Origin of the sequence: Stappia sp. P2PMeth1 (assembly GCF_900185735.1) — a bacterium.
Taxonomy (GTDB): Bacteria; Pseudomonadota; Alphaproteobacteria; order Rhizobiales; family Stappiaceae; genus Stappia.
Genome location: NZ_FYAW01000003.1, coordinates 67,889 through 85,756, shown reverse-complemented (window position 1 = coordinate 85,756; position 17,868 = coordinate 67,889). Strand labels below are relative to the sequence as shown.

Annotated in this window: 16 protein-coding genes; 8 read left to right on the top strand and 8 right to left on the bottom strand. The window is 67.3% G+C overall.

Translation table 11 applies throughout. From position 1 onward, the window contains the following. Positions 1–6: 6 nt before the first annotated feature. The 3 genes from P2PM1_RS00815 to P2PM1_RS00805 all read right to left on the bottom strand — a co-directional run bounded on the left by P2PM1_RS00815 (position 7) and on the right by P2PM1_RS00805 (position 2,698). Entirely contained in the window at positions 7–348 is a 342-nt protein-coding gene (locus P2PM1_RS00815) for a helix-turn-helix transcriptional regulator (RefSeq protein WP_186389371.1), read from the bottom strand. Positions 349–518: 170 nt separating this feature from the next. After that, entirely contained in the window at positions 519–776 is a 258-nt protein-coding gene (locus P2PM1_RS00810) for a hypothetical protein (protein WP_186397840.1), read from the bottom strand. Between the two features lie 188 nt (positions 777–964). Beyond that, positions 965–2,698: a murein L,D-transpeptidase gene (locus P2PM1_RS00805; protein WP_208985152.1), complete on the bottom strand. Its 1,734-nt coding sequence runs from the start codon at positions 2,696–2,698 to the stop codon at positions 965–967. Positions 2,699–3,028: 330 nt separating this feature from the next. Here P2PM1_RS00805 and cysS point away from each other — a divergent pair, with 330 nt between their 5' ends. The 8 genes from cysS to pssA all read left to right on the top strand — a co-directional run bounded on the left by cysS (position 3,029) and on the right by pssA (position 11,977). Then, complete coding sequence (gene cysS, locus P2PM1_RS00800; protein ID WP_186397839.1) at positions 3,029–4,474, top strand: cysteine--tRNA ligase; 1,446 nt, start codon at positions 3,029–3,031, stop codon at positions 4,472–4,474. Between the two features lie 106 nt (positions 4,475–4,580). Continuing rightward, on the top strand, positions 4,581–5,123 hold the full coding sequence (locus tag P2PM1_RS00795; protein WP_371636244.1) for a GFA family protein: 543 nt from the start codon (positions 4,581–4,583) through the stop codon (positions 5,121–5,123). Positions 5,124–5,189: 66 nt separating this feature from the next. Then, positions 5,190–6,782, top strand: a complete 1,593-nt coding sequence (gene cimA / locus P2PM1_RS00790) for a citramalate synthase (RefSeq protein ID WP_186389375.1) — start codon at positions 5,190–5,192, stop codon at positions 6,780–6,782. A gap of 34 nt (positions 6,783–6,816) precedes the next feature. Beyond that, on the top strand, positions 6,817–7,746 hold the full coding sequence (gene rarD / locus P2PM1_RS00785) for an EamA family transporter RarD (RefSeq protein ID WP_186389376.1): 930 nt from the start codon (positions 6,817–6,819) through the stop codon (positions 7,744–7,746). Between the two features lie 111 nt (positions 7,747–7,857). Beyond that, positions 7,858–8,265, top strand: a complete 408-nt coding sequence (locus tag P2PM1_RS00780) for a helix-turn-helix transcriptional regulator (RefSeq protein WP_186389377.1) — start codon at positions 7,858–7,860, stop codon at positions 8,263–8,265. Continuing rightward, the gene (locus tag P2PM1_RS00775; protein WP_186397837.1) at positions 8,262–10,211 is read left to right on the top strand and encodes an ABC transporter ATP-binding protein/permease; all 1,950 of its coding nucleotides are present in this window, start codon (positions 8,262–8,264) and stop codon (positions 10,209–10,211) included. Before P2PM1_RS00780 ends, P2PM1_RS00775 begins: the two co-directional genes overlap by 4 nt. Before the next feature lie 150 nt (positions 10,212–10,361). Continuing rightward, positions 10,362–11,063 (top strand): phosphatidylserine decarboxylase, encoded by a 702-nt coding sequence (locus tag P2PM1_RS00770; protein ID WP_186397836.1) that lies wholly within the window; start codon positions 10,362–10,364, stop codon positions 11,061–11,063. 14 nt (positions 11,064–11,077) lie between these two features. Beyond that, on the top strand, positions 11,078–11,977 hold the full coding sequence (gene pssA / locus P2PM1_RS00765; protein ID WP_186389380.1) for a CDP-diacylglycerol--serine O-phosphatidyltransferase: 900 nt from the start codon (positions 11,078–11,080) through the stop codon (positions 11,975–11,977). Positions 11,978–12,104: 127 nt separating this feature from the next. Here pssA and P2PM1_RS00760 read toward each other — a convergent pair whose 3' ends face one another. The 5 genes from P2PM1_RS00760 to alr all read right to left on the bottom strand — a co-directional run bounded on the left by P2PM1_RS00760 (position 12,105) and on the right by alr (position 17,847). Then, positions 12,105–12,848 carry an SDR family NAD(P)-dependent oxidoreductase gene (locus tag P2PM1_RS00760; RefSeq protein ID WP_186389381.1) on the bottom strand — a complete coding sequence of 248 codons (744 nt, stop codon included), beginning with the start codon at positions 12,846–12,848 and terminating at the stop codon, positions 12,105–12,107. Positions 12,849–12,858: 10 nt separating this feature from the next. Then, positions 12,859–14,379 carry an amidophosphoribosyltransferase gene (gene purF, locus P2PM1_RS00755; RefSeq protein ID WP_186394228.1) on the bottom strand — a complete coding sequence of 507 codons (1,521 nt, stop codon included), beginning with the start codon at positions 14,377–14,379 and terminating at the stop codon, positions 12,859–12,861. 145 nt (positions 14,380–14,524) lie between these two features. After that, the gene (locus P2PM1_RS00750) at positions 14,525–15,166 is read right to left on the bottom strand and encodes a CvpA family protein (protein WP_186389383.1); all 642 of its coding nucleotides are present in this window, start codon (positions 15,164–15,166) and stop codon (positions 14,525–14,527) included. Positions 15,167–15,307: 141 nt separating this feature from the next. After that, positions 15,308–16,705, bottom strand: coding sequence for a DNA repair protein RadA (gene radA / locus P2PM1_RS00745; protein WP_186397835.1), 1,398 nt, complete (start codon positions 16,703–16,705; stop codon positions 15,308–15,310). Further along, positions 16,705–17,847 (bottom strand): alanine racemase, encoded by a 1,143-nt coding sequence (gene alr / locus P2PM1_RS00740; RefSeq protein WP_186397834.1) that lies wholly within the window; start codon positions 17,845–17,847, stop codon positions 16,705–16,707. Before alr ends, radA begins: the two co-directional genes overlap by 1 nt. Between the last annotated feature and the right edge of the window lie 21 nt (positions 17,848–17,868).

Below are 17,868 nucleotides of genomic sequence, written 5' to 3'. Positions count from 1 at the left end.
GCGCCGTCAGCCGGCGCCCGCAGTCTCCAGCCGCCTGCGTGCCCGCGCGGTCGTCTCCGGCGGGCAGAAATGCTTCTCCAGCAGCGACAGCACGTCCTGCGCAATCTCGCTGTCCAGCGTGTAGTAGATCGTGGTGCCCTCGCGGCGCGTGCGCACCAGTCCCTGGGCCCGCAGCAGCGCTAGCTGCTGGGAGACGGTCGGCATGCGCATGCCGGTAAGTTCGGCAAGCTGGCCGACATTGGTTTCGCCATTGGCCATGTGGCACAACAGCATGAGGCGGGGAGCGGAGGCGAGCATCTTGAGAAAACTCGCCGCGTCCTCAGCCCGTTCCTGAAGCGCGTCGATCATGTCTTTCCTTCCCGAATGCCGATGGGGGCAAGGGGCGGTCCCGATACCGCACCTGCGCGACACACCGGCTTCGAGCCGCAACGATACTGGAATTCCCTTAAGGGGAATCCCTATCGTCTGCAATTCGAAGTCGCGACATTAGACGGGAACAATTCCTTCAGTGCAAGATATCAGCGATTGCTAAAAGTCAGGCTTCGACCCGACTGATGTGTGACGCAGCCGATTTCTCCAGCGCGGCACAGGGGATAGGTGTTCGCGCCCTGGGTGCTGAGGGCGATCCGGTCGTTGCCGCGCGCGGTGAAGTCGGTGGCGAGAACGAAGCCCGCGACAGGCGCCAGCATCAGCGCGCCGAACAGCGAGGCGGCGACGATCTGGCGGAGGACGGCGCTGCGGGCGCTGGAAGAACGGGTCGAGAAGGTCGTCTGCATGGCACGGGCTCCGATACGCTGGGCCTTGAATACTCTGGCCTTGAACTGTGCCGATCATGCAGTGGGGCGAGTGAACCCGTGCTGAGGCGCGCCTTTATGCGCCGTTCAGATTGGTAAAGGCGCCGCCCGGTGGGCGACGCCTTGAGTTTGCCTTGGTCGGTCCTGCGAGGGGCGGGCGAACGCCGCCGCTACAGATTGGCCGGACGGAGCTGGGCAATCGCCTTGGCCAGCACCTTGTCGCGCTCATAGATATCGCTGCGGAAATGCACCGAGCCGTCCTTGTTTACCCAGGCGGTCAGATAGGTGAGGTGGACGGGCAGCGGCTTCGACAGCTTGATCACCCGCCGTTCGCCGCTGTCGCGCACCGTCTCCAGCTTGGCCTTGGTCCAGCCGTCGGGGCCAAGCAGCGCCTCGCCGAGGTCGAACGGGGCCTCGGCGCGGATGCAGCCATGGCTGAACGAGCGCTGGGCGCGGGAGAACAGCGACTTCGACGGCGTGTCGTGGATGTAGATGTTGAACTTGTTCGGGAACATGAACTTGATGCGCCCGAGCGCGTTTCCCTCGCCCGGATCCTGGCGCAGGGTGAAGGGGAAGCTGGCGCGGCTGTAGGAACTCCAGGCGACCGACCAGGGATCGATCTCGCGGTTGCCGGAGAAGACGCGGATGTTTTTGCCCTGCAAGGCACCGGGGTCGCGCTGCAGCATCGGCAGGTATTCCGTCGTGGCGATGGAATAGGGCACCGTCCAGTAGGGGTTCACCTCCGCATAGGTCATCTCGTCGGAGAAGACCGGCGTGGCATGAAAGGGCTTGCCGACGACCACGCGGGTGGTGTGGACGGTCTTGTCGTCCTCCACCACTTTGAGGTTCTGGTCGGCGAGGTTGACGAAGACATAGCGGGGCCCGAGATCGTCCGGCATCCAGCGCCGGCGCTCCATGTTGAGCTCCATCTGCCCGATGCGCGTCGAGATCGGCACGTTGATCTCGGCGAGCGTCGCCTTGCCGATGATGCCGTCGACCTCCAGCCCGTGGCGCTCCTGGAACAGTTTCACCGCCTCGACCAGCGCCCCGTCATAGACGGCGCCGGAATGGCTGCCGGGTGAAAACAGGTCCTGCTCCGCGAGGCGCTGGCGCAGAGTGTCGAGTCGCGCGTCGGTCATGCCGGGCTTGAGGGTCTCGCCCTCGGGGACCGGGGTGAAGCCGCCGGCGGCTTCCTTTGCCCGATAGTCGGCGAGCGCGGTCTTCAGTCGGGCATAATTGGGCGTGTTGGGAGAGAGGCCGTCGATCGCCGTGGCGAAGTCCTCGGAGCTCTCGACATATTCCAGCACGACGGACGGATCGGGCGCCTTGGGGAAGAGGTTGAGCGAGCGGTTGACCTCGTTGGGCTTGACCCGGCCGGCAGTCAGGTGATTGGCATAGATCACGAAGGTGTTGGAGATCGCCACTTCCAGTTCGGCGAGGGCGGCGGTGTCTCGCGCCGCACCGGCGAGGTCGCGCAGCCGGTCGGGCGCATAGTCCTGCGGATCGAGGGCATGCTCGCCTGCCCGCTCGAAGGCCGCGAGCAGCATCTCGCCATGCGGGTTGAGCCCCTGCTCGCTGACCCAGAGCGGCTGGAACACCCGGCCCTGGTAAAAGCCCTGGATGCCGAGTTCCAACTCGTCCTCGCTGCCGGCATTGATCGCCGCGTCGAGCATCACGGTGGTGTTGACCGAAAGCTCACGGGCGATCGCCATGGCGAGCGGGTCGGTCGGCAAATGCGCCTCGCCAACGACGATCGAGGTGCTTTCCACCGGCAGGGTCGACTGGGCACGCGCCGGGGTCGCGGCGCTCGTCAGCAGGGCGGTCATGGCAAGCGCGGTGCCGGCAAGGGCAAGGCGCGCAAAAACACCCGGCCGGAACCGGGTTTCACTGGCGATCGGGCTCATCACATTCTCCCACATATGGCCCCCGTCATACGGCGGAGCCGCAGCCCTAATATGACGCAGCCTCCTCAACGCCAGTGTGATGCAGGACACGCGGCGAACGCCAGTAAAAAGCCCTGCCGGAGCGCGCGAAGACGTCTATTGCCGCTTGACCGGGCAGGGCAAACCGGTCAGAACACTTGCCATGCACACGGCCCATCGGAAGATCATTTCGATTCTCATTATTTGCAGCTAGCGACAAAGCTGGCTGTGGCCGTTCCCCTCATGCGCGAAGCTCTCCGACAAGGGAGATGAGACGGACGCCCCGGCCAGCCGGCCAGGAGACGACCGATCATGCTGTCCGCTCATCGATTGAAACTGACCAACACGCTGACCCGGGCGAAGGAGGACTTCGAGCCGGAGGACGCCGGGAACGTGCGCATGTATGTGTGCGGGCCGACGGTCTACGACTACGCCCATATCGGCAACGCCAGGCCCGTCGTGGTGTTCGACGTGCTGTTCCGCCTGCTGCGGCATCTCTATGGAGACGCCCATGTCACCTATGTGCGCAACATCACCGACGTGGACGACAAGATCAACGCGCGGGCGCTGCGCGACTATCCCGAGCTGCCGCTGAACGAGGCCATCGCGCGGGTGACGCGGAAGACTGCCGACCAGTTCCATGCCGACGTGAAGGCGCTGGGCTGCCTCCCGCCCAGCCACGAGCCGCGCGCCACCGCCCATATCGGCGGGATGATCGAGATGATCGGCACGCTGATCGCCAAGGGCCATGCCTACGAGGCGGAAGGCGAGGTGCTGTTCGATACCGGCTCGATGCCGGCCTATGGCGAACTCTCCAAGCGCAATCTGGAGGATCAGAAGGCGGGCGCGCGGATCGCGGTCGACGCCCACAAGAAGAACCCCGGCGACTTCGTGTTGTGGAAGCTCTCGTCCGACGAGGAGCCGGGCTGGGACAGCCCGTGGGGGCGCGGGCGTCCGGGCTGGCACATCGAATGCTCGGTGATGAGCGCCCATCACCTCGGCCCCGTCTTCGACATCCATGGCGGCGGGCTAGATCTGATCTTCCCGCATCACGAGAACGAGATCGCCCAGTCCTGCTGCGCCCATGGCACCAAGCTGATGGCGCGCTACTGGCTGCATAACGGCTTCCTGCAGGTGGAAGGCGAGAAGATGTCGAAATCGCTCGGCAACTTCATCACCCTGCACGACCTGCTGCAGACGGAGAAGGTGGGCGGGCGCACCTGGCCGGGCATGGCGATCCGCCTGGTGCTGTTGATGACCCAGTACCGCCAGCCACTCGACTTCACCGAGAAGGCGCTGGAGGAGGCCGAAGGGCTGCTGCAGCGCTGGGACGAGCTGATCACCCGGGCGGGCGTGCAGCCGGCAGCGGAGGCGCGGCCGCCGGAGGCGCTGATCGAGGCGCTGTGCGACGATCTCAACACGCCGCGCGCGATCGCCGCCCTGCATGGGCTTGCCCGCGAGGCACGCGGCGGGGATGCGGCCGCCGCTCAGGCGCTTGCCGATGCGCTCGGTTTTCTCGGCTTCGACCTTGCCGAAATCCGTGCGGCGGTGGAAGCGGCGCAGGAAGCGGCGGCTGATCCGGACCTGGTGGCGAAGGTGGACGCGCGCATCGCCGAGCGGCTCGCCTTTATCGAGGCGAAGGACTGGGGCGAGGCCGACCGCATTCGCGCGGAGCTGGCCGATGCCGGCGTCCTGCTGAAGGACGGCAAGGACCCGGCGACCGGCAAGCGCGTGACGACCTGGGAACTGGCGCAATGATCGTGGCATCTCGCTCAAGACTCGTTGAAAAGTCTCATGCTGGACCCACGCGCCAGTCTCCCCCCTTGAGGGGGAGATGCCGGCGGAGCCGAAGAGGAGACAGCAGATGACTGACGCGGTCATTCATACCGGCGGATGCCAGTGCGGGGCGATCCGCTTTCGGGTCGAGGGCGCGCTGGGCACGGCCTCCGTCTGCCATTGCCGAATGTGCCAGAAGGCGTTTGGCGGCTTCTACGCGCCCCTGGTCGCGGTCGAGCGGCCGCAACTGACATGGACGCGGGGGGAGCCGGCGCATTTCCGCTCCTCCAACCATGTGACGCGCGGCTTCTGCCCGTCCTGCGGGACGCCGCTCACCTATGAGGAGCCGGACGACAAGCTGGCGCTGGCCATCGGCGCCTTCGATCATCCGGAGGAGATCGTCCCGACGATCCAGTTCGGCGTCGAGGCGAAGCTGCCTTACGTCGATACGGTTTCGGCGCTGCCGCGGCGCGATACGCTCGACGACCTGGAGGCGGCCTCCTTCCTCGCCTCGATCCGCTCCAACCAGCATCCCGACCATGAGACCGAAAGCTGGCCGCCCGCCGAGTGGCCGCAGGACGCCTGGTCGAACGCTCCCTCCCACCTGCCACGCAACCCCGGGAAAGCCTGACCGGCCAGGTGCCGGCCCCCATCCACGAAGACCGGCCGCAAAGGCCGGCGACCCAAGGACCAGACCATGACCCGCGAACGCCTCTACCTGTTCGACACGACGCTGCGCGACGGAGCGCAGACGGCCGGCATCGACTTCTCGGTGGAGGAGAAGATCGTGATTGCCGAACTGCTGGACCGGCTGGGCGTCGACTATGTGGAAGGCGGCTATCCGGGCGCCAATCCGACCGACACGGCCTTCTTCGAGGTCAAGCGCACCGCGGGTGCGACCTTCACCGCCTTCGGCATGACCAAGCGGGCAGGGCGCTCGGCCGCCAACGATCCGGGGCTGCAGATGCTGCTCGGCTCGGCGGCGGAGGCGGTGTGCCTCGTTGCCAAGAGCTGGGACTATCATGTGCGCGTGGCGCTGGGCTGCAGCAACGAAGAGAATCTCGCCTCGATCCGCGAGAGCGTGCAGGCGGTGGCCGCGAGCGGCCGCGAGGCGATGATCGACTGCGAGCATTTCTTCGACGGCTACAAGGCCAATCCCGACTATGCGCTGGCCTGTGCGAAGACCGCCTATGAGGCCGGCGCGCGCTGGGTGGTGCTGTGCGACACCAATGGCGGAACGCTGCCGCAGGAGGTCATGGAGATCGTCGCGGCGGTTGCCAAGCATGTGCCGGGCGCGCATCTGGGCATCCACGCCCATGACGACACGGGGCATGCGGTCGCCAATTCGCTGGCGGCTGTCGCGGCCGGCGTGCGCCAGATCCAGGGCACGCTCAACGGCATCGGCGAGCGCTGCGGCAATGCCAACCTGATCACCCTGGTGCCAACCCTGATGCTGAAGGCGCCCTATCGGGAGACGTTCGAGCTCGGGGTCAGCCAGGGGGCGCTGGCCGAGATCACGGCGATTTCGCGCGCCTTCGACGAGATCATCAACCGCTCCCCCGACCGGCACGCCCCTTACGTCGGCGAGAGTGCTTTCGCCACCAAGGCCGGCATCCATGCCTCGGCGATCCTGAAGGAGCCGGAGACCTATGAGCATGTGCCGCCGGAAAGCGTCGGCAACCGGCGCCGGGTGCTGGTCTCCGACCAGGCCGGCAAGTCGAACCTGATCGGCGAACTCGCCCGGCTCGGCATCGCCGTCGACAAGGCCGACCCGCGGCTCGATGCGCTGCTGGCCGACGTCAAGGAGCGCGAGGCGCAGGGCTATGCCTATGAAGCGGCGGATGCCTCCTTCGAGCTGCTGGCGCGCCGGCGGCTCGGCGAGGTGCCGCGCTATTTCGACGTGCTGTCGTTCCGGGTGATGGTGGAGCGGCGCTTCAATGCCATCGGCGAACTCGTCACCGTTTCCGAGGCGGTGGTGAAGATCGACATCGACGGCGAGGTGCACATGTCGGTGGGCGAGGGCAACGGCCCGGTCAATGCGCTCGACACGGCCCTGCGCAAGGATCTCGGCCGCTACCAGTCGGTCGTCGACGAGATGGAGCTGACCGACTTCAAGGTGCGGATCCTCAATGGCGGCACGGATGCGGTGACACGCGTGCTGATCGAGAGCCACAACAGGAAGACGCACAAACGCTGGTTCACGATCGGCGTTTCGGGCAATATCGTCGATGCGTCGTTCCAGGCGCTTATCGATTCCCACACCTACACGCTGCTGAAGGCCGGGCTCTGACAGGCAGCCTCGCAGCCCAGCGGACCACGCGATCATGACCTCCCAACCGACAGCCGCGGCGGCCGATGCCGAGCGGCGCCTCGGGCTTGCCTTCGCCCTCTCTGCGTTCCTGCTGTGGGGCTTCCTGCCGGCCTATTACAAGTGGACGGCGGCGATCCCGGCGGATCTGGTGGTCGCCCACCGGATCCTGTGGTCGGTGCTGTTCCTGGCGATCTTCCTGGGGCTGCGCGGGCGGCTCGGCGAGGTCGGGGCGATCCTGCGCGACCCGGCGACCCTGTCGAAGCTGGCCTTGTCCGCCTCGGTGATCTCGATCAACTGGCTGGTGTTCATCTGGGCGGTGGAGCGCGGCCGCATCCTGGAAGTGAGCTTCGGCTATTTCGCCAATCCGCTGGTCTCGGTCGCTCTCGGCCTGATCGTGCTGAAGGAGACGCTGAGCCGCTGGCAGTCGATCGCCATCGCGCTTGCCGTCGTCGCGGTGGCGGTGCAGGCGGTGGCGCTGGGCGGATTTCCCTGGGTGTCGATGGCGCTGGCCTTTTCCTTCGGCGCCTATGGCTACTTGCGCAAGACGGTGGCGGTCGGCGCCTCGCCGGGGCTGATGGTCGAGGCGATCGTGCTGGCGCCGCTGGCCTTTGCCTATCTGGTCTATGCGGGCATTGCCGGGGGCGGGGCGGCGATGGCCGACGTGCTGCCGGTGGACCGGCCGGGCCTGTTCCTGCTGCTGATCGGCACGGGCGTGGTGACGGCGGTGCCGCTGGCACTGTTTGCCGCCGGCGCAAGGCGGCTGTCCCTGACGGCGGTCGGGCTGATGCAGTACATCGCCCCCAGCATCCAGTTCGTGCTGGCGATCTATGTGTATGGCGAGGAGGTCGAGCCGGTCAGGCTTGCGACCTTCGCTCTGATCTGGGTGTCGCTGGCGATCTTCACCACCGACACGATCCTGCGGCACGAGCGCTCGCGCGGCTGACAGGTTCTTCCTGGCCTGCCGCGGATCGAGAAAAACCCCGATGCCGCTTGCCGGAAGCGGTGGGGAGAGCTAGAACCCATTCATCGGTAAATAACGATGATTGGGCATCCCATGCAAAGCCGCGCCGCCGCCAAGCTCCGCAACGGGCCGGCACGCTATCCCGCCGCCGCCGTCGAGAGCGAGCGTCTCGCCCGCATCTTCAAGGCCCTGGCGCATCCGGTGCGGGTGGAGATCGTCTCCTCGCTCGCCGCCTGCTCCGGCGCCTTTTGCGGCGACATCGTGCGCGGCCTGCCGCTGGCGCAGTCGACCGTCTCGCAGCATCTCGCCATCCTGCGCGAGGCGGAGCTGATCGAGGCGGAAGAAAACGGCCGCTGCTGCCACTACCGTCTGACCGCCGGCGCCCGTGCGCTGGTGGAGGGCGCGGTGGCCGGGCTCTTCGCCGCCGCCTGCTGCGGCGAGCCGGAAGAGGCGGGCGGCCGCGCCGCACGCATGGGAGCCTGTCGAAAGGACACGGAATGACCAGCCGCCGCTCCGGCGTTTCCGGCCCCGCCCCGCGCATATCGGCGGACGAGGTCTCCACCTTCCGCACCCTCGGCCAGCTCTGGCCCTATATCTGGCCCTCCGACCGTCCCGACCTGAAGGCGCGGGTCGCCCTGGCCGTGCTGGCGCTGGTGGTGGCGAAGATCGTCACGGTGCTCTCGCCCTATTTCTTCAAATGGGCGACCGATGCGCTGACCCTGCAGCAGGGCGATCCGTCGGCAGCCGGCGGCACGCTCGGCCTCGATGTGCTGCCGGCCTGGCTGGTGGCGCCGGTGATGCTGGTGATCGCCTACAATGTCGCGCGGGTGCTGTTCGTCGGCTTCAACCAGCTTCGCGACGCGCTGTTCGCCCGTGTCGGCCAGCACGCGGTGCGGCAACTCGCGTTCCTGACCTTCCGCCACCTGCACGCGCTGTCGCTGCGCTTTCATCTCGCCCGGCGCACCGGCGGCCTGTCGCGGGTGATCGAGCGCGGCGTCAAGGGCATCGAGAACATCGTTCGCTTCACCATCCTCAACGGCATCCCCACCGTGATGGAATTCGGCGTGATGGCGGCGGTGATCTGGTACCAGTTCGGCTGGATCTATGTCGCCGTCGTTGCGGTGATGATCGTCGCCTACACCTGGTTCACGGTGCATACCTCGAACTGGCGCATCGCCATCCGCCGGGAGATGAACGACAACGACACGGAGGCGAATTCCAAGGCGATCGACAGCCTGCTGAATTTCGAGACGGTGAAGTATTTCGGCAACGAGCAGATGGAGGCGGAACGCTTCGACCGGTCGATGGCCGGCTACGAGCGGGCGGCGACCCGGACCTGGACCTCGCTGGCCTGGCTCAACTTCGGCCAGGCGGTGATCCTCGGCGTCGCCACCGCGATCTGCATGGTGATGTCGGCGCGCGCGGTGATGGCCGGCACGCAGACGCTGGGCGACTTCGTGATGATCAACGCGCTGCTGCTGCAACTGTCGATCCCGCTCAACTTCATCGGGTTTCTCTATCGCGAGATCCGCCAGGGCCTTGCCGACCTGGAGTCGATGTTTCAACTGCTCGGTCAGCCGGCGGAGATCACCGACCGGCCGGGCGCAGCGCCGCTCGCCGTCGCGGGTGGCACCGTGCGCTTCGAGGATGTGACCTTCCACTACGATGCCAACCGGCCGATCCTGAAGGGCATCAGCTTCGAGGTTCCGGCCGGGCGGACGGTCGCCATCGTCGGGCCCTCGGGGGCCGGCAAGTCGACCATCTCGCGGCTGCTGTTCCGCTTCTACGACGTCAGTGGCGGGCGCATCACCATCGACGGACAGGACGTGCGGGACGTGACGCAGGAGAGCCTGCGCCGGGCGACCGGCATGGTTCCGCAGGACACGGTGCTGTTCAACGACACGATCGCCTACAATATCCGCTACGGCCGGCCCGGGGCGAGTGAGGCGGACATACGCGAGGCGGCCCGCATGGCGCAGATCGCGGGCTTCATCGAGGCATTGCCGGACGGCTATCGCACGGAGGTGGGCGAACGCGGGCTGAAGCTGTCGGGCGGCGAGAAGCAGCGCGTGGCGATCGCCCGCACGATCCTGAAGGCGCCGCCGATCCTGATCCTCGACGAGGCGACCTCTGCGCTCGATACGCACACGGAACGGGAAATCCAGGCCGCGCTCGACCAGGTCTCGCGCAACCGCACGACCCTGGTGATCGCGCATCGGCTGTCGACCGTGGTCAATGCCGATGAGATCCTGGTGCTGGAAAAGGGGCGTATCGTCGAGCGCGGACGTCACCAGGACCTGCTGGCCGGGGAGGGGCTCTATGCCTCGATGTGGGCGCGTCAGCAGGAGGCGAGCGAGGCGGAGGAGCGGCTGCGGGCGGCAACCGCCGACAGCGACGGCTTCGTCGTCCGGGGCGCGCGCGCCGGCGAGGACGTGCTGGCGGAATAGGGCCGGCGGAATAGGGGGAGAAGGCCGCCTCAATGAGGCGTTGACGCCGGCATGGATTGATTTTCCGGCCCGCTCCGGTGCACAAGGGGCGGGTTCGCCCTGTCTGCGGGATATGCCTTCCGCGACGGGCCGCCACAAACGGAACCGCTCATGTCGCTGACCGATACGATCACCAAGACCTTCGTCCCCATCCACCGTGAGGGCTGGCCCTTTGTTGCCGGAGCCGGCGCGGCGACGCTGATCATCGGCTGGTTTTCCTCTCCGGTGTTCTGGGTCGGCCTGATCCTGACCGCCTGGGTCGCCTATTTCTTCCGCGATCCGCAGCGGGTGACGCCGATCGACGACGACATCGTCGTCTCGCCCGCCGACGGAGTGGTCTGCCAGGTGGGGCAGGCGGTGCCGCCGCCGGAACTGGATCTCGGCAGCGAGCCGATGATGCGCGTCTGCATCTTCATGAATGTCTTCAACTGCCACGTGAACCGTGCCCCCTATGGTGGCCGCATCACCCGCGTCGCCTATCGTGCCGGCAGCTTCCTCAATGCCGAATCCGACAAGGCGAGCGAGGAGAACGAACGCAACGGCCTGGTCATCGAGAGCGGCGAGACCCGGATCGGCGTGGTGCAGATCGCTGGCCTCGTGGCGCGGCGCATCGTCTGCTTCGTGCGCGAGGGCGAGAACATCGGCGCGGGTGAGCGGTTTGGACTGATCCGTTTCGGCTCGCGTCTCGACGTCTACCTGCCGGACAACGCCGGCGTGAAGGTGGCTGTCGGCCAGACCATGGTGGGCGGCGAGACCGTTGTTGCGGAACTTGGCGCCGAGACGCGCGGCACCGTCCTGACCCGCGTCAGTTGAGCGAGCAGTCGCAGATGACAGGTCCCTTCGCCCCTTACGATCCCGGTCCGACACGCCGCCGGCGTGGCCGTGCCCCGCGGTTCCGCCGGGTGCCGCTGCGCCTGATCCTGCCCAACCTGGTGACCCTGCTCGCCCTGTGTTCCGGCCTCACCGCCATCCGCATGGCGCTGGAGGAGCGCTGGGACTATGCCATCGGCGCCATCGTCATCGCAGCGGTGCTGGATGCGCTGGACGGACGGGTGGCACGGCTGCTCAAGGGCACGTCGAAGTTCGGCGCCGAGCTCGATTCCCTCGCCGATTTCGTCAATTTCGGCGTCGCTCCGGCCCTGATCCTCTATTCGTGGCTGCTGCAGGAGGTGAGTTCGATCGGTTGGATTGCGGCGCTGATCTTCTCGATCTCCGCCGCCCTGCGGTTGGCGCGCTTCAACGTGTCGATCGACGATCCGAACAAACCGGCCTGGGCGGTGAACTTCTTCACCGGCGTGCCGGCGCCGGCCGGCGCCTTGAGCGTGCTGTTCCCCGTCTATCTCGAATTCGTCGGCATCCTGCCGCACTGGCCGGAACTGGCTCCGGCCGTGGCGCTCTATGTGGTGGCGATTGCGCTGCTGATGGTCAGCAGATTGCCGACCTTCTCCGGCAAGAAGCTGGGCACCCGGGTGCGCCGCGATCTGGTGCTGCCGCTTTTTGTGGCCGCCGTGTTCCTGGTGGCCCTGCTGGTGAGCTATCCGTTCGAGATGCTGGCCCTGGGGGCGGCGGCCTATCTGGTGTCGATCCCCTTCGCCTGGCACTGGTATCAGCGCTATCGCAAGGCGGAGCCTGTCGTGGAGGGCGCTGCCGGAGCGGACAAGGGCGACGATGACGAGGAGACCGACCTCGATCATCTCGGCGAGAGCGACAAGGACGACGCGCCGTAAGCCGGGACTTGCGAAGGTAAGCCACCGGAACGGAAAAAGCCCTGCGTCAGACGCAGGGCTTTTCGATTCAGGTCGGAGACCTTGTCAGTCTTGACAGTTTTCCAGGGTTGAGGGCCGTCGGCTCACGTTACGAGGCGACTTGAACAAAGTCCCGCAACTGTCTGGACGGAAAATCGAACAGCTTGCCGTTGGCGGTGTTGTCCGGTGCCACGAAATCGAGCAGCGCTGGGGCAAGTTCCGAAGGATGCGGCAGGGTCTGCGGATCCTCGCCCGGCATCGCCTCGGCCCGCATGGCGGTGCGCACGGGACCGGGATTGACCAGCATGCCGGTGATCGGCGTCTGGGCGGTCTCGGCGACATAGGTGCGCACCAGCGCTTCCAGGGCGGCCTTGGAGACGGAATAGGGCCCCCAATAGGCCTTGCACTTGTGGGCGGCGCCGGAAGACAGGAACAGCACGCGCCCGGCATCCGACTGGCGCAGCAAGGGGTCGAACGAGCGGAGCAGCCGCCAGTTGGCGGTGACGTTGATCGCCATCACCTTGTCCCAGATGCGCGGGGTGACGTGGCCGAGCGGCGACAGGCCGCCAAGGATGCCGGCATTGCCGATGAGGACGTCGAGCTTGCCCCAGCGTTCGTGGATGGCCGCGCCGAGCCGGTCGAGGGCGTCGTAGTCGGTCAGATCGACCGGCACCAGCGTCGCCTGGCCGCCGGTGGAGCGGATCTCGTCATCCAGTTCCTCAAGTCCGCCGACCGTGCGGGCGAGCGCGATCACATGCGCCCCCTCGGCCGCCAGCGCCTTGGCGGTGAAATAGCCGATGCCGCGCGAGGCGCCGGTGACGACGGCAACCCGTCCCTCGAAGCGTTTGGTCATGTGCTGCCTGTCATCCTACTTCGACGAGGCGAGGCATGTGGGTGAGATCCCCGTCCTGCGCCATGTCGGTGAGCGGCGTCGGATAATCGCCGGTGAAGCAATGGTCGGTGAACTGCGGCGCCTCGTTGTTGCGCCCCTCATAGCCGATCGCCTTGTAGATGCCGTCGACGGAGAGGAAGGCGAGCGTGTCGGCGCCGATATAGTTGCGCATCTCGTCGAGGCTGTATTTCGCCGCCAGCAGCTTTTCGCGCACCGGCGTGTCGATGCCGTAATAGTCGGAGAAGCGGATCGGCGGCGAGGCGAGACGGAAGTGCACCTCGCGGGCGCCGGCGTCGCGGATCATCTGCACGATCTTCAGCGAGGTGGTGCCGCGCACCAGGCTGTCGTCGACCAGCACGACGCGCTTGCCCTCGATCTGGGCGCGGTTGGCGGAGTGCTTCAGCTTGACGCCAAGGGTGCGGATCTGCTGGGTCGGCTCGATGAAGGTGCGACCGACATAGTGGTTGCGGATGATGCCGAGCTCGAAGGGAATGCCGGACGCATCGGCGAAGCCGAGCGCCGCCGGAACGCCCGAATCCGGAATGGGGACGATGACGTCCGCCTCGACCGCGGTTTCCAGGGCGAGCTGACGGCCGAACTCCTTGCGCACATCGTAGACGCTGCGCCCGCCGAGGATCGAATCGGGGCGCGAGAAATAGATGTATTCGAAGATGCAAGGCCGGGCCGGGCGGCGGCCGAAGGGGAAGAAGCTCTCGATGCCGCCGGGAGTGCAGACGATCACCTCGCCGTTCTCGACCTCGCGGATGAACTTGGCGCCGATGATGTCGAGCGCGCAGGTCTCCGAGGCGAAGATCGGCGCGCCGTTGAGGTCGCCGAGCACGAGCGGGCGGATGCCGAACGGGTCGCGGGCGCCGATCAGCTTCTTGCGGGTCAGTGCGACCAGCGAGAAGGCGCCTTCCATCTGCATGATGGCATCGATGAAGCGGTCGACGATCTTGTCCTTGCGCGAGCGGGCGACGAGCTGCAGCACGACTTCCGAATCGGAGGTCGACTGGCAGATCGCGCCGTCCTTGATGAGCTTGCGCCGGAGCGTCATCGCATTGGTGAAGTGGCCGTTGTGGCAGACGGCGATGCCGCCCCCGTCAAGTTCGGCGAAGAGCGGCTGGACGTTGCGCAGGATGGTCTCGCCGGAGGTCGAGTAGCGCACATGGCCGATCGCGTAGGGACCCGTCAGGCGACGGATCGTTTCGGCATCGGAGAAGTGGTCGCCAACGAGACCGAGATGACGCTCGGAGCGGAACTGGTTGCCGTCGAAGGTGACGATGCCGGCAGCTTCCTGGCCGCGGTGCTGCAGGGCGTGCAGGCCGAGCGCGGTGATCGCGGCGGCATCGTCATGGCCGAGAATGCCGAACACGCCGCATTCCTCGTGAAGGCGGTCGCCTTCGATCTCCTCGCGCCAGAAATCCCTGGCGGTGTCGCGGTTAGGGCTTGCAGCGTGATCGGGGGCGGTCTGATTATCGGCGTAGGCCATGGCCTTGGCTCCTGGTTGCCCGTGCGCTGCGGGGCGGTTGCGCAACGGGCCTTCAAAACGCGCCAGGGACGGCACCGGCTTGCGGTCCGTCCGTGGCACAGGGAAACTCGGTCATATGGTGCGATCCGTTTTGAGCGGATGCGCCTTAGTTGGTGGACGAACCCGAGGTCGTCAACTGCTCGATGCTGCGGCGCTCGCTGTCGGTATAGCCCTGATCCTCGGTCGCAGGCGCGTCGGCCGGCGGGGCGTCCTGCGGGCCGGCCGGGGCGGTTTCGGGCCGGTTGCGGATGCGGTTGAGGATGGTGTTCTCGGGGCTTTCCGGCAGGGCGTTGACGAGCCGGGTGCCGATCGTGTCGAGCACCGGCTTCGACTTGGCCGTGGCGATCCAGGCCGGCTGGTCCTGCGGCACGAACCAGTTGAAGAACATCATCGCGACGACGACCAGCAGCAGCCCGCGCAGCGCGCCGAAGACGAAGCCGAGCGTGCGGTCGAGCGCGCCGATGCGGCTGTCCAGCACGAAGTCGGAAATGCGCATCGTGATGTAGCTGACAATGATCAGCGTCAGCAGGAACACGGCGGCGGCGGCGACGCCGAGCGCCACGTTGTCGTTGTTGATGTACTGGCGCACGAAGGGAACGACGTGCCCGTGCAGGTAGAAGGCGGCAACGGCCGCCGCGATCCACGAGGCGATGGACAGGACCTCGCGGACGAAGCCGCGGATCATGGCCAGAATGGCCGACAGGAACATGATGACGAGAAGGATTCCGTCGAGAAGCGTGATCGGCATCGCTCGGCCTGGTCCCTGATCGCGTCGCTAGACGCCCTGTCGACCCAGTTCTCCGCGTGGGTCGGCCGCGGTGTTTACTGCCTTGCCCGGCGCGTGCAGCGATCGGGCGCTGCCGGCTGCCGGGTCTCGTCCGGGCCGGACCTAGTCCCGCTCGGAGGCGCCCGCGGATCGCGCCGCCACCTGGGCGACCAGATCCGCAAGCTCGCTCAGCCCCGTCACCGGGCCGCCCTCGCTCGCACCGTCTCCGGCATTCGATTCCGGCACGAAGGCCGAGGTGAAGCCGAGCTTGCGGGCTTCCTTGAGGCGGCTTTGCGCCTGCGAAACCGCGCGGACCGCCCCCGAGAGGCTGACCTCGCCGAAATAGACGCAATCGGCGGGAAGGGCAACCCCGCTGAGAGAGGAGATGAGCGCTGCGGCAACGGCAAGATCGGCGGCCGTCTCGTTGACCCGCAAGCCGCCGGCAACGTTGAGATAGACGTCGTTCTGGGCGAAGCGCACACCGCAGCGCGCCTCCAGCACCGCAAGGATCATCGAAAGGCGGGCGCTGTCCCAGCCGATGACGGCCCGCCGAGGGGTGCCGAGCGGCGAGGGGGCGACCAGCGCCTGGATCTCGATCAGGAGCGGGCGGGTACCCTCCAGCCCTGCGAACACGGCGGATCCGGGCGTGCGGCCCGAGCGTTCGCCGAGAAAAAGCGCCGAGGGATTGGCGACCTCGGCCAGCCCCTTGTCGGTCATCTCGAAGACACCGATCTCGTCGGTGGCGCCGAAGCGGTTCTTCACCGAGCGCAGGATGCGGTACTGGTGGGCGCCGTCGCCCTCGAAATAGAGCACGGCGTCGACCATATGCTCGACGACGCGGGGGCCGGCGATCTGGCCGTCCTTGGTGACATGGCCGACGAGAATCACCGTCGCCCCGCTCGACTTGGCATAGCGGACCAACGCCTGGGCGGAGGCGCGGACCTGGGTAACAGTGCCGGGCGGCGAATCGACCATCTCCGACCACAGGGTCTGGATCGAATCGATGATGACGATGGCCGGCGGCGGCCCGCTGGTAAGAGTGGCGAGGATGTCCTCGACGCTGGTCTCCGCCGCCAGGCCGACAGGCGCATCGGACAGGCCGAGGCGGGCGGCACGCAGGCGCACCTGGTCGATCGCCTCCTCGCCGGAGATGTAGACGGCGCGGTGACCGAGACGGGCGATCCGGGCGGCGGCCTGGATCAGCAATGTCGATTTGCCGATGCCCGGATCGCCACCGACGAGTAGCGCCGAACCGCGCACGAAGCCGCCGCCGGTGACCCGGTCGAGTTCGCCCACCCGGGTCTCGACGCGCGGCGGCGTGTCGCTCTCCCCGGCAAGGCCGACAAGAGGCACGACGCGGCCGCGCTTGCGGCTTGCTGCCGTCGGCGAGCCGCCGACCCCGCCGCCGCTGCGCTCCTCGACCAGCGTGTTCCACTCGCCGCAGCTCTCGCAGCGGCCGGCCCATTTGGACGTGACCGCTCCGCAGGACTGGCAGACATAGGCGGTGCCGCGCTTGGCCATCAGGCAGGGGTCCCGCTGTCGGAGGGCGTGCCGACATAGTGGCGGGCGAAGCGGGGCCCGAGCGATGTCAACAGTTCGTAGCCGATGGTGCCGGCACGGGCCGCCGTGTCGTCGACCGCGACATTGCGGCCGAACAGTTCGACGAAGGCCCCGCGGACGGCGATCCCTTCCGGAACCTCGCTGACATCGAAGGCGCTCATGTCCATCGAGATGCGGCCGAGTGCCGGCAGGCGATGGCCGGCAAGCCAGGCTTCGGCACCTGTCTTTGTGTCGGTGGAGCCGGCCGCGCGCAGGAACCCGTCCGCATAGCCGGCGGCGACCATGGCGACACGCATGTCGCGGGGGGCGATAAAGGTCGCGCCATAGCCGATCGCGCCGCCCTTGCGCAGCGTGTGGACCTGCAGGATGCGCGCCTCCAGCGTGACGACGGGATCGAGCCGGCTTTCCTCCAGCGCCGAGGCCTGGCCGCCATAGAGGGCGATGCCGGGGCGGGCGAGCTCGAAATGGAAGTCGGGGCCGAGGAAGATGCCGGCGGAATTGGCGAGCGAGCGAGGAACGCCGGGAAAGAGATCGGCAAGAGCGCGGAACCGGGCGAGCTGCGCCTGGTTCATCGGGTTGCCCGGCACATCGGCGCAGGCAAGATGCGACATGATCAGCGCGAGGTCGAGCGGCGGGCCGCCGGCCACCGCCTCGGCTTCCTCCGCCGTCAGTCCGAGACGGCTGATGCCGGTGTCGACATGGAGCGCGGCAGGGCCGGGCGCGCCTGCCGCCCGCCATTCGGCGACCTCGTCCGGAGAGCCGAGGCAGGGGCGCAGGCCGTTGGCGGCGTAGAAGCTCGCTGCGCCGGGATAGAGCCCGTTGAGCACATGGATCACGGCGTCGGGCAGGTGGCGGCGAACGCTCGCGCCTTCCTGCGGCGTTGCGACGAAGTAGCTGCGGCAGCCGGCGATCCACAGCGCCTGCAGGCATGGCGCATCGCCGAGGCCGTAGCAATCGGCCTTGACGGCGGCGCCACAGGCCGTGCCCTCGTCGAGCTGTCCGGCGAGCCGGCGCCAGTTGGTGGCAAGCGCGGCGAGGTCGACGGTGATGCGGCCGTTGTCGCCGGGATCGGTGGCGCTGGCGCCGGAGTGGGTCTCGGTCACATCCCTGGTCCAGGCTCTGGC